Annotated in this window: 17 protein-coding genes and 1 pseudogene; 5 read left to right on the top strand and 13 right to left on the bottom strand. The window is 39.8% G+C overall.

The window, feature by feature from the left end; genetic code table 11:
* Window positions 1-120: 120 nt before the first annotated feature.
* From IQ236_RS21300 to IQ236_RS21280, 5 genes are all read right to left on the bottom strand, one after another.
* Entirely contained in the window at window positions 121-327 is a 207-nt protein-coding gene (locus IQ236_RS21300) for a type I restriction-modification system subunit M N-terminal domain-containing protein (protein WP_228041786.1), read from the bottom strand.
* A 209-nt stretch (window positions 328-536) separates the two neighbouring features.
* Window positions 537-1,535: a zinc-dependent alcohol dehydrogenase family protein gene (locus IQ236_RS21295; protein ID WP_193871132.1), complete on the bottom strand. Its 999-nt coding sequence runs from the start codon at window positions 1,533-1,535 to the stop codon at window positions 537-539.
* Window positions 1,536-1,751: 216 nt separating this feature from the next.
* On the bottom strand, window positions 1,752-3,038 hold the full coding sequence (locus IQ236_RS21290) for a dihydrolipoamide acetyltransferase family protein (protein ID WP_193871131.1): 1,287 nt from the start codon (window positions 3,036-3,038) through the stop codon (window positions 1,752-1,754).
* A 114-nt stretch (window positions 3,039-3,152) separates the two neighbouring features.
* Window positions 3,153-3,599 carry a YlqD family protein gene (locus IQ236_RS21285; protein WP_072718339.1) on the bottom strand — a complete coding sequence of 149 codons (447 nt, stop codon included), beginning with the start codon at window positions 3,597-3,599 and terminating at the stop codon, window positions 3,153-3,155.
* Between the two features lie 154 nt (window positions 3,600-3,753).
* Window positions 3,754-5,706 carry an AMP-dependent synthetase/ligase gene (locus IQ236_RS21280; RefSeq protein ID WP_193871130.1) on the bottom strand — a complete coding sequence of 651 codons (1,953 nt, stop codon included), beginning with the start codon at window positions 5,704-5,706 and terminating at the stop codon, window positions 3,754-3,756.
* A 296-nt stretch (window positions 5,707-6,002) separates the two neighbouring features.
* Between IQ236_RS21280 and xdhA the strand changes: the two genes are divergently transcribed.
* The 4 genes from xdhA (at window position 6,003) to tnpA (ending at window position 11,306) form a co-directional block, all read left to right on the top strand.
* The gene (gene xdhA / locus IQ236_RS21275; protein ID WP_193871129.1) at window positions 6,003-7,424 is read left to right on the top strand and encodes a xanthine dehydrogenase small subunit; all 1,422 of its coding nucleotides are present in this window, start codon (window positions 6,003-6,005) and stop codon (window positions 7,422-7,424) included.
* A gap of 108 nt (window positions 7,425-7,532) precedes the next feature.
* Window positions 7,533-9,851 (top strand): xanthine dehydrogenase molybdopterin binding subunit, encoded by a 2,319-nt coding sequence (gene xdhB / locus IQ236_RS21270; RefSeq protein ID WP_193871128.1) that lies wholly within the window; start codon window positions 7,533-7,535, stop codon window positions 9,849-9,851.
* Between the two features lie 58 nt (window positions 9,852-9,909).
* Window positions 9,910-10,851, top strand: a complete 942-nt coding sequence (locus tag IQ236_RS21265) for an XdhC family protein (RefSeq protein ID WP_193871127.1) — start codon at window positions 9,910-9,912, stop codon at window positions 10,849-10,851.
* A 35-nt stretch (window positions 10,852-10,886) separates the two neighbouring features.
* Window positions 10,887-11,306: an IS200/IS605 family transposase gene (gene tnpA / locus IQ236_RS21260; RefSeq protein WP_193871126.1), complete on the top strand. Its 420-nt coding sequence runs from the start codon at window positions 10,887-10,889 to the stop codon at window positions 11,304-11,306.
* Between the two features lie 328 nt (window positions 11,307-11,634).
* Here tnpA and IQ236_RS21255 read toward each other — a convergent pair whose 3' ends face one another.
* Window positions 11,635-12,714, bottom strand: a complete 1,080-nt coding sequence (locus IQ236_RS21255) for an endonuclease NucS domain-containing protein (RefSeq protein WP_193871125.1) — start codon at window positions 12,712-12,714, stop codon at window positions 11,635-11,637.
* 315 nt (window positions 12,715-13,029) lie between these two features.
* Between IQ236_RS21255 and argZ the strand changes: the two genes are divergently transcribed.
* Entirely contained in the window at window positions 13,030-15,147 is a 2,118-nt protein-coding gene (gene argZ / locus IQ236_RS21250) for a bifunctional arginine dihydrolase/ornithine cyclodeaminase (RefSeq protein WP_193871124.1), read from the top strand.
* A 252-nt stretch (window positions 15,148-15,399) separates the two neighbouring features.
* On the opposite strand, the gene IQ236_RS21245 is transcribed toward argZ, so the two are convergent.
* The 7 genes and pseudogenes from IQ236_RS21245 to IQ236_RS21220 all read right to left on the bottom strand — a co-directional run bounded on the left by IQ236_RS21245 (window position 15,400) and on the right by IQ236_RS21220 (window position 19,224).
* Window positions 15,400-15,747 carry a hypothetical protein gene (locus IQ236_RS21245; protein WP_193871123.1) on the bottom strand — a complete coding sequence of 116 codons (348 nt, stop codon included), beginning with the start codon at window positions 15,745-15,747 and terminating at the stop codon, window positions 15,400-15,402.
* Window positions 15,748-15,772: 25 nt separating this feature from the next.
* Window positions 15,773-16,135, bottom strand: a complete 363-nt coding sequence (locus IQ236_RS21240) for a papain fold toxin domain-containing protein (RefSeq protein ID WP_193871122.1) — start codon at window positions 16,133-16,135, stop codon at window positions 15,773-15,775.
* A 364-nt stretch (window positions 16,136-16,499) separates the two neighbouring features.
* Window positions 16,500-16,709, bottom strand: a complete 210-nt coding sequence (locus IQ236_RS21235) for a type II toxin-antitoxin system HicB family antitoxin (RefSeq protein WP_072718330.1) — start codon at window positions 16,707-16,709, stop codon at window positions 16,500-16,502.
* A gap of 20 nt (window positions 16,710-16,729) precedes the next feature.
* Window positions 16,730-16,918: a type II toxin-antitoxin system HicA family toxin gene (locus tag IQ236_RS21230; RefSeq protein ID WP_193871121.1), complete on the bottom strand. Its 189-nt coding sequence runs from the start codon at window positions 16,916-16,918 to the stop codon at window positions 16,730-16,732.
* 94 nt (window positions 16,919-17,012) lie between these two features.
* Window positions 17,013-17,351 (bottom strand): GUN4 domain-containing protein, encoded by a 339-nt coding sequence (locus tag IQ236_RS28260; protein ID WP_322744292.1) that lies wholly within the window; start codon window positions 17,349-17,351, stop codon window positions 17,013-17,015.
* A gap of 34 nt (window positions 17,352-17,385) precedes the next feature.
* Window positions 17,386-17,697: pseudogene (locus IQ236_RS28255) on the bottom strand (4-Cys prefix domain-containing protein); the annotation flags it as partial.
* Window positions 17,698-18,192: 495 nt separating this feature from the next.
* Window positions 18,193-19,224, bottom strand: coding sequence for a C39 family peptidase (locus IQ236_RS21220; RefSeq protein ID WP_193871120.1), 1,032 nt, complete (start codon window positions 19,222-19,224; stop codon window positions 18,193-18,195).
* Window positions 19,225-19,285 lie beyond the last annotated feature (61 nt).

Raw genomic sequence — 19,285 nt, 5'->3', positions numbered from 1 at the left:
TTTGTACGCTTAGAAAATTTGTTTGGCTCATTGTGGGAAAAAATGGCAGTGATTTCCCCAAAGTTATCATGACACCTTTGGGTACGATGGGGATTGATTCGAGCGATCGCTTCGTCGAACTCACGTTGCTTCATATTTTGTTTTCGCGGCTAAAACCGCTTGTTTTGTAGGTTCTAAGACCGCATCTAAACGCCGTAATACAATCAAAGGTAACATCACTCGCCGATATTGAGGAGGACGATAGGGGCCCCGTAGTTTATCAGCAATACTCCAAATAAAACCGACTAATTCTTGATGATTATTTTCTGTTTTTTCCAGCAAGGTCATGAGGGGTAAGCGAGAGTTACTAATATTTATATTATCTCATCTAATATTCCATCTTTATCTATATAGTATTTTTAAATGATTTGTGAACGTGGAACAGGCATCTTGCCTGTGACCTATGACTTGATGTGACGGGCAAGATGCCCGTTCCACATTTATATCTCATTTAAAAATACTATATTTCCTGTTCCCTGTTCCCTGTTCCCTTTATTTTACAGGGTTAATACTAATTTTCCTTTCATTCCTCCCGCTTCTAATTGTTGATGAGCGATCGCAGCTTCTGCTAACGGAAAAGTTTGATTCACAACAATTTTTAACTTTCCTTCATCCATTAACCGAGCGCATTGTTGTAATATTTTTGTTTGATCCAATTGATCATCCATGCGAGATTGTAACATCGGCGTTAACATTAATTCTAAACTAATGCGTAAATTTTTTAACCGAGCATCCTTGAAGGTTCCAAACTTCGTATCAGGTTCTAAAATGGTGACTAAATCTCCATAATTTCTAACCGCTAAAGCTGTTTGATAAAATACCTCTTTTCCAACGGTATCAAAAGCTAAATCAACTCCTTCTCCCTGCGTCCATTCTAACACGTTTTCAACAAAATCTGTCTGTTTATAATTAATAACAAAATCAGCCCCTAATTGTTTCACAAAATCTATATTTTCATCAGAACCAACGGTTGTTGCGACCTCTGCTCCTTGTAATTTTGCTAACTGAATAGCCACATGACCCACACCGCCAGCACCCGCATGAATTAATACTTTTTGTCCCGGTTGTAATCGTCCTCGATCATACAACGCTTCCCAAGCGGTAATTAAAACTAAAGGAGATGCCGCCGCTTCAATAAAACTTAAACTTTGAGGTTTAAGGGTAGCAAATTTTTCATCAACAACGGTTAATTCTGCATAATTTCCAGACTGTTCACCCAGTCCCCCCTGACAAAAATAAACCGCATCGCCGACTTGAAATTTTTCCACCTCAGAACCCACAGCCTCAACAATTCCCGCCCCATCACAACCTAAAATAGCGGGCATTTGATCCGGGTAAAAGGTGCCCCGACTGCGTAATTTTGTATCAATGGGATTAATTCCGGCTGCTTTTAAACGAACTAAAATTTCGGTTTCAGATTGAATTTTAGGATCGGGTACATCTTGAAGTTGTAAAACGTTCGGTTCCCCAACTTCGGTCATGATAATAGCTTTCATAAATCAGTTATCAGTCAACAGTTATCAGTTATCAGTCAACAGTCAACAGTTATCAGTCAACAGTCAACAGTGATTAGCTAATAATAATCAGTTATTAGTGATTAGTCAACAGTGATTAGCTAATAATAATCAGTCAATAGTCAACAGTTGAAAACTATTAACTATTAACTGTTAACTCTTTCACTGATAACTGATAACTGATAACTGATGACTGTATTACATCGTCAACGATTGAACATCGGTTTCAATTAATTTTGCCAAACTTTGCAGAAATGCGGCTGCATCGGCCCCATAAATAATCCGATGATCACAAGTAATATTAACTTGCATTTGACGTTTAACCGCCATTGAACCATCGGCAGAAACCACTAATTGCGGACGAGATGCACCCACCGCCAAAATTGAACCTTGACCTTGAGGGAGAATGGCATCAAAGCGATCCACACCAAACATTCCTAAATTAGACAGGGTGAAGGTGCCACTGCTGTATTCATCCGGTTGTAACTGTTTTGCCCTAGACCGTTCGACTAAATCTTGCCAAGTGCGAGACAAGGAATAAATATCAATTTGATCGGCATTTTTTAATACCGGAGTAATTAAACCACCATCGGGCATTGCCACAGCGATCGCAATATTAATACCCTGATGATATTGAATCCCATTTTCAACATAACTGGCATTGACAATCGGATGTTTTTGTAACGCCAGCGCCACCGCTTTTGCTAATAGTGCGGTCATGGTGACACCTTTAGATTTCAGTTGTTTATAAAGCTGATCCAAAGCATCCGTTGTGATGGTATATCCCACCCGGAACACAGGAATGGACAAACTCGCCGTCATATTTCTGACAACGGCATTTTGTAGGGTGTTCATGGCGGCTACTTCACCTAGAGGAACAGCCGCGGGTGCTGGGGTTGAAACCGGAGCAACAGGCTTGCTAACGGTAGGAGCAGGGATAGACGGTTGAACCGTTGGGGTTGAAGTTGAACCTCCAGAAGCGGCTTGCACATCTTCAGCGACGATGCGACCATGGGGGCCACTTCCGGTTAATCTGGCTAAATCAATATTGAGTTCTTTAGCTAATTTCCGAGCGCGAGGAGAAGCAACAATTCTGCCATTGCGTGCCGTTGTCGGGGGTGCGGCTGCAACAGTTGCGGTGGTTGCCTGTGAACTCGCTGCAACGGCTTGAGCCACGGGTGCTGGGGCCGTTGTTGTGGCAGTCTGAGAAGAAGCTTTTTGTTTAGCCTGTTCAATTTCAGCTTGGGTTTCTGCGATCAAGGCAATGGTATTACCCACAGGAGCCGCTTCTCCGGCCGGAACAATAATGGTAGCCAGATATCCTTCATAAAAGGATTCCACATCCATATCGGCTTTATCTGACTCAACGATCAGAACGGTTTCCCCTTTTTCCACCTTATCGCCGGGGGATTTTTGCCAAGAAACGATTTTACCCTCAGTCATCGTCGAACTAAGGGCAGGCATAAAAACTTCGTGAATTGCCATAAGCGCTAAAAAAAATAAAGTTCAAACGTGATCAATAAGCGTTGACTGTTAACCATCAATCGTCAACAGCCAACTATTAACGGTCAACCATCAACCGTTAACCGTCAACCCCCCTTAAATGTCTCCGCGAATTTCTTCAATGAGACCATCTCGTAAGAGAATTTCGACTTGCATTTTAGTGATCAAATTGTCGCCTTCTACAACGGTAAAGATGCTTTCAATTTGTCCTTGACTCACTTCTTGTTCAAGTTCTAAAGTTTGAACTTGTTGGAGTTGTTGCAAGTTTTGATTTTTCTGATCTAAGAGTTGACTTTTACGTTCATTGACTTGAACTTGTATCTCTTCTACTTGTTGCAGGGCATCGGGGCCAAGGGGTTGCAGACTTTGGCGTTTAATTTCTGCAATCATCCGTTGTCCTTGCATTTCTAACTGTTGCAACTGACTATCAATTTGATTAATTTGGACTTGAAGTTGCTGTTGAGCTTCTTCCTTCCAACGGGGTGTGACCACCGCTTTCACGTTGATCGGTCGTTTTAACAGTAATTGTCTGAGATTGTCCATAAGTTATTATTTTTGTCCGTTGTCAGTCCTCCGTCACCCGTACCCTGTCAGGGGACGCGCACGCCCCCCGTACACAACCGTACATCAACTGCATCCCACAAGGATATGCAAAGATGGTGACGGCTATCCTCAGTTGACAAGTTCTTATTCACTGCTAACGGGTGACGGTTTCATACATTTTGTTAATCATATCGCGGTAGCGTTCCATTACAACGGGGCGCTTGACTTTCAAGGTTTGAGTTAACATCCCATTTTCCATAGAGAAGGGTTCTGAAAGTAGCTGAAACGGGCCAATGCGATCATCAATGCGATAACTAGGACGGTTTTTAACTTCGCGGTTGAGTTCTTCTCGAAACAGGTTTTGAACCGCCGGACTGTCCAAGGTAATTTCCTGAGTTGGGTTCGGGGATGCTTCAGAAGATTTTAAGGTTAAATTTTGGTGAATTGCCCACTGTTTTAAAGCATCTAAATTCGGAACAATTAAAGCCCCTAAACATTTTTGATCCTGACCGACTAACATGATTTGATCAATATAAGGACTGCGTAAACAGGCATCTTCAATGGCTTGGGGTTCAATATTTTCACCATTGGTTAAAACAATCGTATCTTTTGCCCGACCTGTTAATACTAAGTCGTTTTTCGGGGATAACCAACCTAAATCTCCGGTATCAAACCAGCCATCGCTATCAATAGCTTTTGCTGTGGCTTGGGGATTTTCAAAATATCCTGTCATAATCTGTGGCCCCCTGGCTAATACTAACCCCTTTTGACCAAAGGGCAAGATTTGACGGGTTTCGGGGTCAACGATGCACAGTTCAGTTTGGGGAATGGGTTTACCCGATGACCCCCGTAAATTATGCCATTCTCGACGGGCACTTAATACCGGGGCGGTTTCTGTTAAACCATAGCCCACTAATAAATTAATCCCCACAATTTCATAGAAATTTTCTAAGTGCATGGCTAAGGAACCCCCGCCACTAATGGCAAATTTTAATTGTCCCCCTGTGGCTTCTCGAACTTTTTGATACACTAAGCGATCGCCTAAATAATGAATTGGGGCTAATATCCAGGTTTGTAACTGGGCGAGAAATTTTTCAGAGGTTGAAGGAGAATCTAAATTTAAGGTTAATCCTTGCACAATGCGACCAGCTAAAATATATCGTTCACTGATAGAAAACAAGAAATTAACAATTTTTTGTCGAGTCGCAGGTTGTTCCCGAAATTGTTTTTGTGCACTTTCATAAATTGATTCCCAAATCCGGGGAACACTCACCATATAATGGGGTTTAAATTGCTTTAAATCTTGCTTAAAATAACGAATACTGGTATAAACAACGGTGCAACCTTGGGATAAACAAAAATATTGTCCGGTACGTCCTAATGTATGCCAAGTGGGAAGAAGACTCAGAAACACTTCACCGGGGTCGGGGTGAATCACATCAGGAATTGCATTAATTTGATGCAGTAAATTTTCATGGGTTAACATCACTCCTTTGGGTTTTCCGGTGGTTCCTGAAGTATAAAGGAGTGTCGCTAAGGTGTTGGGATGATGGGGTATGGGTTTAAGGGGGATATTTTTCCCTTTTTCCATCAGTTGGCTAAAATTTAAAACGGGAATCGTCGGTAAATCACGGGAATTGGGGGTTTCATCAGACAGTAAAATTACAAATTGAATCGGTAGATCTTCAATTTCAGGACGCAATTTTTTTAACAAGGCAAAGTTTTCAACCACTAAGCCTGTACTGCCACTATCTTTAAGAATATAAGCTAATTCTAAGGGATCGGCCGTTGCCCCTCGCACCACATCTGCCGCCCCAGCAGTGAGGATTCCTTGATCTGCAATCATCCACCGAGGACTATCATCGGAGAATAAAGCGATCCGTACTGGTAAACCTTCCGTTGTGGCTTCTATTCCCAGGGCTTGTAACCCGGTGGCAAATTGTTGAATTTGCTGCCACACTTGCGAATAGGTGAGGCGAACTTCCGGTTTTCCGTGAGGGTCATGTAACGCGATAATTTGACCGACATTTTTGTCCAAAATTGGCCAAATTTCAGGAAAATAGTGTAGAGAAGAATACAGGGAACGCCAGTCAGTAGGATTAATCATACAAAGCCATGTTAGTCAGTCAACAACGCTGAGAGGAATCCCTAAAATTAGAGGATTCTGTTTTGATACTGTGACTATCTTAACGGAGCAAGAGGACTGTCTAGGGAAATAGGGGACAGATTTTTCTCTGGCTTAGGTTTGAGCGATAGAATTTTGATTAATAATTAACCGTCAACCCGAAACATTTAATGTTGGCTGCACATCTGGCCCTGTTCCCTCTTCAAGTAGCGCTATATATAGATAATTGTGCAGAGATGGGAATAATCGGAAATACCAACCCTTAAAACCTACAGCCTATGCAAAATAACACATTCAGCCTGATCATTAATGGTGAAAAGGTTTTGATTCAAGACCTTTCCCCGACCCTAACTTTATTGGAATATTTGCGCCGCAGTGGACGGGTGGGGACGAAGGAGGGATGCGGGGATGGGGACTGTGGAGCTTGTACAGTGGCGGTTGTGGGTCAGGGGTCGAATGGACAACCCCAATATCTAGCGATGAATAGTTGTTTAATTCCCTTGGCGACGATGGCGGGACGGGAAATTATTACCGTTGAAGGGGTTGGGAAAGAGGGTCTGCATCCAGTACAGGCGGCGATGGTGAGTTTGGGTGGTTCCCAATGCGGTTATTGTACTCCCGGTTTTATTATGAGTTTGTTTACAGCGTACTACAAAGGTGAGGTTAATGATGAATCTTTAGAAGGAAATTTATGTCGATGTACGGGTTATTTACCCATTCGTCGAGCAGCAGAACTCGTTAATCATACCCATTGTTGTGATCAATTTAGTGAACGGTTAACCCAAATTGATTTAACTGTTAATTCTCTCCATTATATTACCCCTGATCAACAGTTTTTTCGTCCGCTTCAACTCTCTGAAGTTTTAGATTTTTTACAACAGTATCCCGATGCTAAGTTAATCGCAGGAGCAACAGATTTAGGTTTAGAAATAAGCCATCATTATCAAGAGTTTCCGACTTTAATTTCAGTAGAATCTGTTGCAGAACTTCAGCAACTTAAACAAACTTCAGATAATGTAGAAATTGGGGCGGCAATTCCCCTGAGTTATCTGGAAGAAAACTTAAAGGGAATATTCCCCAGTTTAGATGAAATGTTATCTAAGTTTGCGGCTCGACAAATTCGCAACCGGGCTACAATTGGAGGTAATTTAGCAACCGCTTCTCCCATTGGAGATTTAGCCCCTATTTTATTATCTTTAGATGCAAAATTGCGGTTAGCAAGTTTAACAGGAGAACGAATTATTTGCATTGCTGATTTTTTTAAAGGGTATCGTCAAACAGAATTACAACCCCAAGAAGTAATTGTGTCTATTATTATTCCTAAAACCATAACTGCTAATGCTATTCGTCGGTTAAGTCAATCTTATAAAATCGGAAAACGGGGAACCGATGATATTAGTATTGTTTCTGCCGCTTTTACCATTGATTTAGATACAAATAATACAATTATTCATGCCAGACTTGCCTATGGTGGAGTTGCAGCCATTCCAATTCGAGCGATTAATATTGAAACCATACTCATCGGAAAAGATTGGAATCATGCCACAATTCAAAATGCTAAAATTTTATTAAAAGATACCTTTAACCCTTTAACCGATTTGCGAGGAAGTGCAGACTATCGCAAACGATTAGTTGCTAATTTATTTGAAAAGTTTTTTATCGAATTTTCTCCTATGGGGAAAGGGAACAGGGAACAGTAAGGAGTTGTAATATTTTAAGGTAGGGGTGGCGTCCCTCCCAACCCAAACACCAAGAGGGTTAGGAAACCTAACCCCTACAGGTTTTTATCACAAATTAACGGTAAAATTATGAAAGAGAATTCTAAATCTAAACCCCATGAAAGTGCTATTGGTCATGTTAGCGGAAAAGCGATTTATACCGATGACCAAAGATTACCAAGCGGAATGTTATACTTATGGCCAGTTTTATCCCCCTATACCAAGGCAAAACTATTAAAAATTGATACTGCAAATCTAAATAATATGCCGGGTTTTATTACCCTTTTAACGGCTGAAGATATCCCAGGAATTAATAATACAGGAACGATTAAACATGATGAGGTTTTATTACCCCAGGATGAAATTAACTATTGGGGTCAACCTGTAGTTTGGGTGGTTGCAGAAACAGAAATTGCAGCCCAAAAAATAGCAGAAACCATTAAAATTGACTATGAAGTCTTAACTCCTATTCTAACCATTGAGGATGCTATTCAAAATCATAGTTTTCATGGCGATAAAAATATTATGCGTCGGGGAAACCCGATAAAGGCTTTGCAAGAATCTGATTTTATTTTAACAGGAAATATTAAAATACAAGGTCAAGATCATTTTTATTTAGAAACACAAGTGGCTTGGGTAATTCCTAATCTTGAAGACGGTTATCAAGTGTATTCTTCGACTCAACATCCCAGCGAAACCCAAGCCATTATTTCTGAAGTTTTAGGAATTCCTCGTAATCAAATTGTTGTCACTTGTTTAAGAATGGGAGGCGGGTTTGGCGGGAAAGAAACCCAAGCGAACCCCACCGCAGCCATTGCCGCTTTAGCTGCAAAAAAAACCGGATGTCCGGCGAGAGTTCGACTCAAACGAGATCAAGATATGATGACCACCGGAAAACGACATCCTTTTTTAGCACAATATCAAGTTGGATTTAACAAAAAAGGTGAACTTTTAGCTTTAGATATTGATTTATATTCCGATGGGGGTTGGAGTGTGGATTTATCCTTTCCTATCCTGCAACGGGCAATGTTTCATATTGATAATTGTTATTATATTCCTAACTTAGAAGTTCGGGGACAAGTGGTAAAAACCAATAAGGTTTCTAATACGGCTTTTCGAGGGTTTGGGGGGCCACAAGGCATGGCAATTATTGAAGAAATTATTGATAAAATTGGGCGTAAATTAAGTTTACCACCTGAAACCATCCGAGAACGGAATTTTTATCACGGAGACGGGGAAACTAATACTACCCATTACGGTCAAGAAATTTTTGATAATCGAATTTTACGGGTTTGGGAAGAAGTTAAACAAAAATCTAATTTTGAACAACGAAAATTAGATGTTGAACAATTTAATCAAAATCATAATTATCAAAAACGAGGATTAGCAATAACTCCGGTTAAATTTGGGATTTCCTTTACTAAAACCGAATATAATCAGGCGGGAGCTTTAATATTAATTTACCAAGATGGCAGTATTCAACTCAATCATGGGGGCACAGAAATGGGGCAAGGTTTACAAACAAAAATGTTACAAGTTGCTTCACAAGCTTTAGGGGTTAATATTAAACGATTTAGAATCATGCCCACCAGTACGGATAAAGTTCCCAATACCTCAGCAACGGCGGCTTCTAGTGGTTCAGATTTGAACGGTCAAGCGGTTAAAAATGCTTGTGAAATCCTCAAACAACGATTAGCAGAAGTCGCTGCAAAAGTATTGAATCTTGATGAACCTCAAGAGTTAATTTTTGAAGAAGATTGGATTTATTGTCAAAGTTATCCGAGTTATAAAATAGCCTTTGATGAAGTGATTAAACAAGCCTATAATCAACGAGTCAGTTTATCCACAACTGGCTATTATCGTACCCCAAATATTGATTATGATCCTAAACTGGGCAAGGGTAGACCTTTTTATTATTATGCTTATGGGGCGGCGGTGAGTGAGGTCGAAATTGATGGATTTACGGGAACCTTTAAACTGCGTCAAGTGGATATTGTACAGGATGTGGGAGAATCCTTAAATCCTTTAATTGATATTGGGCAAATAGAGGGGGGTTTTGTGCAAGGAATGGGATGGTTAACAATGGAAGAATTAGTCTGGGATGAACAGGGAAAATTGAAAACTTTTGCCCCCAGTACCTATAAAATCCCCACCATTAAAGAAATTCCTAAAAATTTTAATGTTCATTTATTAAAACGGGCGGCACAGCATGGAGTAATTTATGGTAGTAAAGCCGTTGGAGAGCCCCCGTTTATGTTAGCAATATCGGTCAGAGAAGCAATTCGAGATGCAATTGCAGCTTTTGGTAATCGAGATTTTATTTTATTGGCTTCTCCGGCTACACCAGAAGCGATTTTAAATGCCATTGAACAGGTACAATTAAAGCTAGTAAATACCTTGGAACATTGAGCAATTTAATCAGTCCTTTATCCTAATAACCCCTTTTCATCACAGCCTTTCTAACTTCATGACTATTCAATTTTATCAACAACTAATTCAGGTTTTAAATCAGGGTGCTGCGGTCGTTGCAACCGTAACCCGTGTTATCGGTTCAGTCCCTAGAGAACTGGGGGCAAAAATGATTATTTGTGAGGATGGTCGCACGTTTAATACTATTGGTGGAGGTGCTGGAGAAGCAAAAGTAATTCAGCAAGCCAGAGAGGTTTTAAAAACAGGAGAAAAACAATGGGTTGATATCGATTTATCTGGCGCACCACAACGAGAAACCCAGGGAGTTTGTGGGGGGTTAATGCAAGTTTTATTAGAACGATGGTCAGGAGAAAAAGCGATCGCTTTAGCAGAAAATATTCTATCTTTATTGCAAGCGGGAAAATCGATTATGTTAGTGACTTCTTTTGATGCTGCTTTCCCCTATTTACTCACATCTGAACATCCTATCCCTGCCTCGGATCAAATATTTATAGAAACCCTACAACCCCCTCCTACCTTACTCATTATTGGAGCAGGTCATATCGGAGAACAGTTAGCTAAAATTGCTAATTTTATTGGCTTTCAAATCGTCATCCAAGATTCTCGTCCTGAATTTACCGCTCCTGAACGATTTCCCCCCAATTCCTTGATTTTTAATCAAAATATTGCAACCGTTTTACAACAATTAACGTCCCCAAAAAACTTATATATTGCTTTAGTAACAAGAGGTTATGAATATGATATAGAAGCTTTAAAAAGTATTTTAAATATTAATTTACCGTATCAATATATTGGCATGATTGGCAGCGAAAAACGAATCAAAGTTGTCTATAAAGCTTTACAAAATTGTGGGATTTATTCTCATCAACTTCAGCCCATTCATTCTCCTATTGGATTAGAGATTGGTGCTTTAACGCCTGAAGAAATTGCGATTAGTATTGGTGCGGAATTAATTCAAGTTTACCGATCTAAACGTTAATTGTATTCTAGGAAAAGGGTTTTGATGAATTTAATATGGCGTTTTGGCGTACCTATTATCACTTAGTTTGGGCAACAAAAAATCGACAACCTTTGATCACGGCTGATCGAGAATCAGAGCTTTATGGTTATATTATCGGTAAAGCCGATTATTTAGGATGTATTGTTCATGCAATTGGGGGTGTAGAAGATCATATTCATCTTGTGGTTTCTATCCCTCCAAAATTATCGGTTTCTGAATTTGTCAAAAAAATTAAAGGGAGTAGTGCTTATCATTTGAATCATACGCCTTCAACTTCGGGGTTAGGGTTTAGTTGGCAACATGGATATGGGGTTTTGACATTAGGGGGTAAACAATTGGAAGATGCTAAAGCTTATGTGAATAATCAAAAAGAACACCATTGTTATGGGACTACAATTTTAGGTTTAGAGCCAGATTATCAAGATAAGGATTAGATGCTTTAAGCTCTGAGCCGTGAAATCAATTTCCGGCTTAGAGCTTAAACCCGTTAAAACGGGTTGTTTTTTGAATTTTTAACCATCTTTAGATGATTTTAGCTTTTAGCCCGAAATTTATTTCAGGGAAACTCAGATTTTGAGCAGATTAAGTTAAAAGCTAAATCTCTCCCATCCAGATAGAGCCGTGAAATCAATTTCCGGCTCAGAGCTTAAACCCGTTAAAACGGGTTATTTTTTGAATTTTTAACCATCTTTAGATGATTTTAGCTTTTAGCCCGAAATTTATTTCAGGGCAACAAACTTGATAGGAAATAACCAGTTACTCCTACAACCTTTCTAACCAATTTTGCAAAGCAATATTAATCAAATTTTCTAATTGGCTCAACGGTTCTATAGTATCTTTTGCCTGAATAAATTTTTCAAAATTTTCATAACGATAGGATTGATCAATAGATCTTTTATCTTTAGGGATATACCCCAAAAAATAGACGTGCTGACAATCATTTGTAAAAATTTGCATTTTACCTAAAGGGTGTTTAGAATTTATAGCTTGTCGATCTGGTATTGGCAAATAGAGATAGAAGAGATTATCTTGACGAATTTCAACACAAATTTTATCTTTACCTCTTCCGTATTTAATGACTCCTGGAGCATATATTTCTTGAATTTTTTCATGGAAGCACAAAATCTGTTTTCTCAACTTTAAAATAAATTGTTGTTGCTCAGGTGAGCAGCTTTCTATGATTTTTAGCAAACTATTCGGTGGATCGGGTAAATATTGGGATAGATCAAATACATCATTTATGTCATAATCTATCGAGGTATAAACAGTTTTTCCGGTATCAAGATTAGTTAAAGATAGAGCCAAAGAATCCTCTTGTTGAACAATATCAAAATTAAAAAACTCTAAAGACAGCTTGCTATGTTCTCTGTCAACAAAATTGTGTTTATGAAAGCTAGGCATAATCGCCATTAGACGGATAGATTTATTATAATCTATCTCCCCATCTAAGGGCTTTAGTAAAATTAAATTATTATAGTAACGAGTAAGTTGTTGAACAACTCCCCGATCAGTCATATTTTTTAGCTCTATTATAACTAATTTTTGATCTTTATCCAAAGCCAAAATATCACAAATCTCTCCATTCACTTTGTATTGACGTTTTAATGGAGTAAGCTCTAATAGATTCATCAAATTATCCCAAACAAAATCTTCTAAGGCTTTTTCATTTCCAAAACCCCACTTGTTTCCAGCTTTCTTGAGTAGAGTGCTAACTTCGGGAGGGTTAACAGATTTACCAGTGTGTGAACGTTGTCTTGATTGTTTGAGGAGTTTCTCTCTATGAACTTTTGCATCTGCTAAAATTTCATCTGCTTTTAAAATCTTGCTGAATGGGCGTCCCATATTAATCCTAAAATGTAATTAACTATAATCATCAAAATTTTATTATATTGCTATCACTTGTTGATGCGATCGCTATTTTGTTAAGTAAGAAGCTCAAAAAATACCTGACTCACCCATCAACTCAATGTTATGAAAACATGACATTAAATCCCGATACTTGTCCACATCCCAGTGATATAATTAAAAATTGGCTTTTTATAGACCTAACCCCCTTCTTAACCTTAGAAGTGGGCTTTTGTAAGGGCGAGATGACCTCGCCCCTACAGAAATCTCTTATCGGTAGCAACCTGTAGCGTCTACCCTATTCTAACTAAAATGACAGATTCAATTCGTTTCCTGATGTGTCCTCCAGACCACTATGATGTGGACTATGTAATCAATCCTTGGATGGAGGGCAATATCCACAAATCCTCCTTTGATCGAGCCAGAGAACAGTGGCAAAGTTTGTACCATCTTATCAAAGAAAACGCCATTGTTGACTTAGTAACCCCCGCTAAAGGTTGGCCGGATATGGTATTTACCGCCAACGCTGGGTTAGTGCTCGATAAAGCCGTCGTTCTCAGCCGTTTTTATCATAAAGAACGTCAAGGGGAAGAACCCTATTTTAAAACCTGGTTTGAAAGTCAAGGATTTACCGTTCATGAACTTCCGAAAGATCTCCCCTTTGAAGGCGCTGGAGATGCTTTATTTGACCGAGAAGGACGTTATTTATGGGCAGGATATGGCTTCCGGTCTGAACTTGATTCTCATCCCTTAATTGCAGAATGGCTGGATATTGAAGTGCTATCTCTGCGGTTAATGGATGAACGGTTTTATCATCTCGATACCTGTTTTTGTCCGTTAACAGGTGGGTATTTAATGTATTATCCTCCCGCCTTTGATTCCTATTCAAATCGCTTAATTGAATTGCGAGTTCCTCCAGAAAAACGGATTATTGTTGAAGAACCTGATGCTGTTAACTTTGCTTGTAATACCGTCAATATTAATCAGACGGTGGTTATGAACAAAGCCAGCGATAACTTAAAAGCTCGACTCCAAGAAGCGGGTTTTACCGTCCTTGAAACTCCCTTAACTGAGTTTTTAAAAGCAGGGGGAGCCGCCAAATGTTTAACCTTGCGGGTGACAGAACCGATTATTATTGATCGTCATGCTGTCATCAATATTGAAAGCCGCACCGTCCTGATGGAAGGACATTTATTAGATGCGGGCTTAATTAACCGGGCGTTAGATTTAGTGGTGGAAGGGGGCGGAAGTTTCCAAGTCCTGAACTTTAACTTAGGAGAACAACGCCAAAGCACCTCGAAAGCAGAGATTAAAATTTCTGCTCCCTCCCATGAGGTGATGGAAGAAATTATTAGCCAATTAATTGATATTGGCGTTGTTTCCCTGGATGACGATCAACGAGATGCTCGCTTACAACCTGTGGAAAAAGATGGCGTTGGCCCCGATGATTTCTATGTCTCCACGATTTATCCCACAGAAGTTCGGGTAAATGGCCAATGGCTAACGGTTCAAAATCAACGCATGGACGGTGCGATCGCCATTTCCGAAACCCCCAACGGTCTTGTCGCTCAATGTAAGATTCTACGGGACTTAAAACTCGGTGAACGAGTGGTGGTAGATGTCGTCGGTCTGCGGACGATCCGCAAAACTGAATCCCGTGAACCCCGCAATGGCCCTCAAGAATTCAGCTTTATGTCTGCTGGAGTATCCAGTGAACGCCGGGTTGAGTTAATTGTGGAACAAGTCGCCTGGGAACTGCGCCAAATTCGCGATCGCGGCGGTAAAGTTGTGGTGACGGCTGGCCCAGTTGTGATTCATACCGGAGGAGCTCAACATTTATCCCATCTCATCCGCGAAGGCTATGTGCAGGCGTTATTAGGGGGAAATGCGATCGCTGTTCACGATATGGAACAATCGATCATGGGAACCTCCCTCGGTGTCGATATGAAACAAGGAGTCGCCGTTAAAGGAGGTCATCGCCATCACCTTAAAGTAATTAACAGTGTTCGTCGTTGCGGAAGTATTGCCGCTGCTGTTGAACAGGGAGTGGTTAAGAGTGGGATTATGTACGAATGTGTGAAAAATAACATTCCCTTCTCCTTAGCAGGTTCCATTCGGGATGATGGCCCCTTACCGGATACGCAAATGGACTTAATTAAAGCTCAAGAGCATTATGCGGAACTGTTACGGGGTGCTGATATGATTCTGATGCTATCCTCAATGCTGCATTCTATTGGGGTTGGCAATATGACGCCTTCTGGGGTGAAGATGGTGTGTGTGGATATTAACCCGGCGGTTGTCACCAAACTTAGCGATCGCGGATCTGTGGAGTCTATTGGCGTTGTTACGGACGTGGGACTGTTTCTGAGTTTGTTAGTTAATCAGTTAGACAAATTAACCAGTCGTTACGGCGTGGTACAAGTCGGTTAATTGAGAAACCGGGTTTCTGCGTTAACCTTTGCTATTAATAGAAAGATGGCATAAGAAACCCGGTTTCTGACCCCACTAGCACCTCCAAGAAACCGGGTTTCTGCGTTAACCTTTGCTATTAATAGAAAGATTGATTAAGAAACCCGGTTTCTGACCCCACTAGCACCTCCAAGAAACCGGGTTTCTGTCATAACCTTTGCTCTTAACAGAAAGATAACTTAAGAAACCCGGTTTCTGAAACCCACCAGTCATTTAAACCTTTAAAGATAATGATTCTTTGTTTATTGTTTCTGATTCTTTGGGTTGATTTCTAAACTCCGTTAATAAATCAAAGAAGTTTTTAAAAGCATCGGTTTCATCACTAGAATAAAGTAAAATAATTTTTGCCCAAGATGCAGAGGTATTGACCCCAAATTTAGTTTGTAACCAAGGCTGAAATTGTGCAAATTCTATTTCTTGTTCGCTTTCAGGAAGTTCCATTGCTTCACAAGCGTATTGATAACCACACAAAAACATCAATAAATTATTAATATTAGGACTCCCAATATACATTCCTGGTTTTTGCTTAATTTTTTCGAGTAAGTCGTAGAAGTTGGTCATCTTTTTTTCTCCAGAAATATTACAGTTAAAACTTTTCAATTTCTTCTATTATAAACTTTCCGCTTGGACAGTCAAAATCTGCTATCCACTGTTCTCTAGTTAATCCAAAAGTAGATAGGTTATCAAAGACTTTACCTCTGGCTTCAATCCCATAGTGCGTTCCATTTTGGGTAATGGATGTCTGACCATTATCCCAACGTTGACTAACAATGAATAATCCCCGACCTATCAGTTTTATTTTCAAATGAATACCATTAATTTGATTAGCTTTTAACCAGTGTTTGATAGCAGCAGCGCACTCCGCACATTCTAGTAATTTGTATCTGGGGATAATTTGAGCAATTTGTTGATAGATTTGTTCATCAGTAAATTGGAAATTATTAGACATTATTTGAAATCAAGAAACAATTAAAAATAAATTATGTGTAGGATACAAAAAGCCTATAGTAATTCTAACATTTGCGATAGCCTTCGGCTGGGCGGAGCCCATCGCATCTTAAAATCTACATCATAATCTAACACAGGGAACCCGGTTTCTGATCCCCACTAGCACCTCCAAGAAACCGGGTTTCTGTCATAACCTTTGCTCTTAACAGAAAGATAACTTAAGAAACCCGGTTTCTGACCCCCAGCATTTGCTAGAAACCGGGTTTCTGTCTTAACCTTTGTTGCTAATAGAAAGATGGCATAAGAAACCCGGTTTCTGAACCACCAGAAATATTACATTGGGAATCCTCTACATTCTTTTTAAATTAAACTTCAACATATTCAGATATTGACGTAGGTTCAGGGATGGGTAAACCTTCGATTTCTAATCCTTCCAGATGAAAAATAATTGCTTCTTTAATTTCTTTTTCAACTTCTTCTATTGTGTAACCTGTTGCAACACATCCCGGCAAATCTGGAACATAAGCACAATAGTTACTTTCGGCTTTTTCAATGATAATGGCATAACGTTTCATTGAGTAATTTCTCCTAAAATTTAAAGATTAATTTGAGCTTGTTTAATAATACTGTTTAATGTTCCTGGTGCTAAATCATCAGAGAGTTTACCTGGAACAGTTACAAGACCTGACTTTAAAGGATGTTTAAATTGTCGATGACTTCCTCTGGTTCTTGCTAAATACCAACCCTCTTGCTCTAATCGTTTAATGATATCTTTTACTTTCATCTTAATTCCTATTGACCGTTCCCTTTTATATCGAAAATTGGGTCAAACAGACCCCCAAAAACTCGACTTGACAAAGGGCTGAAATAGTTAGAGATTATAGCTTACAGTTCTTGACGTGAGAGACGAACACAACCGTCACCAATCCCAAACCCGAACCCAAAGCCCCAAACACACCCCGCCAGAACCACCCACGAAAATAGGGGAAGTGACCTACTGGAGCTTGCAAGGAAAAAGCTAGGTCAGAGTATTTCATCCAATTACTGTTCTTTCTCCATCCGACGCGATCGCCCAGCTTACATTCTGTTTCATAGTCTACCTTACCCCCAACTTCTAGCCAAATCTTCTTCTGGACACTGAAGCCAAAGCGACCATTACTGTATTCTACCCATAACTGATCAATGGTGCGTAAATCCTCACAGGGGAAATTATTAATTAAGTTTCTATCTAAGTATCCTTCCTTTGTTCTTGGCGAATAATTCAGGAATTTGTTGATGTTTGCCTAACTGTTCTAATTGTATCGCTTCCCGTTTAAACAGTTCCTCAGCTTTTTCTTGATTATTTGTTCCTTGCGCTTGAGGGAAAAACTGTTTAATCACACAATAGGGTTGAGACGGTTTATCTTCATCTACCGCTAGAAATGTTCGACCAAACCCCCCTTGTCCTAATATTTTTAACCCTCGATATCGTTCCTTTAAAAGTAACTTAGATCCACATTTGTGACAAAAATTTGTGGTTTTTGAGTTAGGGTGGAGGCAATTAGGGTTAAGGCATTGGCTCATGGTAAAGTCTGGGAATGATGAGATATTAACTCAATCATAACAGTAATCGTTCAGCTTGTACACACCTCCGAGAAACCGGGTTTCTGCAATAACCTTTGCTATTAACAAAAAGAGTTGTTAAGAAACCCGGTTTCTGACCTCCACCAACACCTCCGAGAAACCGGGTTTCTGCCTTAACTATTGCTATTAACAGAAAGAGTTGTTAAGAAACCCGGTTTCTGACCTCCACCAACACCTCCGAGAAACCGGGTTTCTGCCTTAACTATTGCTATTAACAGAAAGAGTTGTTAAGAAACCCGGTTTCTGACCTCCACCCACACCTCCAAGAAACCAGGTTTCTGCCTTAACTATTGCTATTAACAAAAAGAGTTGTTAAGAAACCCGGTTTCTGATTCCCACCAGCACCTCCAAGAAACCGGGTTTCTGCCTTAACTATTGCTATTAACAGAAAGAGTTGTTAAGAAACCCGGTTTCTGACCTCCTAAATTGGGTCAATTAAGTGGTAATAAAATGCACCCAAAAATCTCCATCAGGCATACAAACTCGACGGATTAAAGGGTATGAATACCGCAAATAAGCCCCACTTAAATCGGTACGATATCCTGATGAAAACCATTCTCCATAGGGGTCATGTACCAGTAAGCCTTGTTCGTCATAACCCACCACGGGCATAACATGACCAAAGGAGGTAAAATAACCATGAATCACCGCAGGTTTGCCATCGGCTAACCAATCTTGTAATTCCTCCATTGTCGCCCGTTCTGCAAAGTAATCTTTTGCCCCATAATCTTTAACAATTTTAGCTAAATCATAGGGACTCCAGCGACTATAACCTTTTTGTAAGGCATATTCATAAAGTTCATCTTCAAATTGACCGCCACTGGTACGCCGACGAACTCCTAAATATTGCAAACACATAGCAATAGAAGTGACGTTACAGGAACCTGTGGGATTATAATAGTTATCCAATTGAGAACGATAGGGAAAGTTAGCCAGTTTGATACTTTGAGGACGAGGTTTAGGACAAACTAAATCTTTCCCTTGATAAATTTCGGCGTGTTGATCAAAGACATACCAAACAGATTGTTCTCCAAATTCATCAGCCCGAAATGCGACTCGAATATGACCCCGTAAAGGTTCGTAGGCGAGGAGTTTAAATTCTTGACCTGCTTTAACTCCTTGCTTTTCTGCATCACTCAGTTGAGAGGAAGCAACAGGTCTAAGTTTTAAAATAGTTTCTTTTGTAATTTTAAGAATGAGAACATCGGTAGAAATTTCTTCTCGCTTGGTTTCAATCAATTTTTTGGCGGTTTTTAATCCTAAAAATCCCGGTTCTCCACATTCCATTAAGGTTTGAAATCGATGGAGGGCCGCGGTTGATTTAGGGCCAAATTTGCCATCTGCTGGAGGATCAAGCAAAGTCAAATTAATTAATATAACTTGAATTTGACGAGTTAATTCCTCATCAGTTGAGATCGCTTTAATATCATAACGTTGTTCTGTTCCTAGGATGTCTTGTAATTTCATATTCAGTAATTGATGCTATAAATTTAGACTGTGAGAAAAACAAATGACGATGGCAATAACT

It is taken from the genome of Planktothrix mougeotii LEGE 06226 (assembly GCF_015207485.1).
In the GTDB taxonomy this organism is placed as follows: Bacteria; Cyanobacteriota; Cyanobacteriia; order Cyanobacteriales; family Microcoleaceae; genus Planktothrix.
The sequence above is the reverse complement of the archived record's forward strand: the minus strand, read 5'-3'. Positions and strand labels throughout refer to the sequence as shown.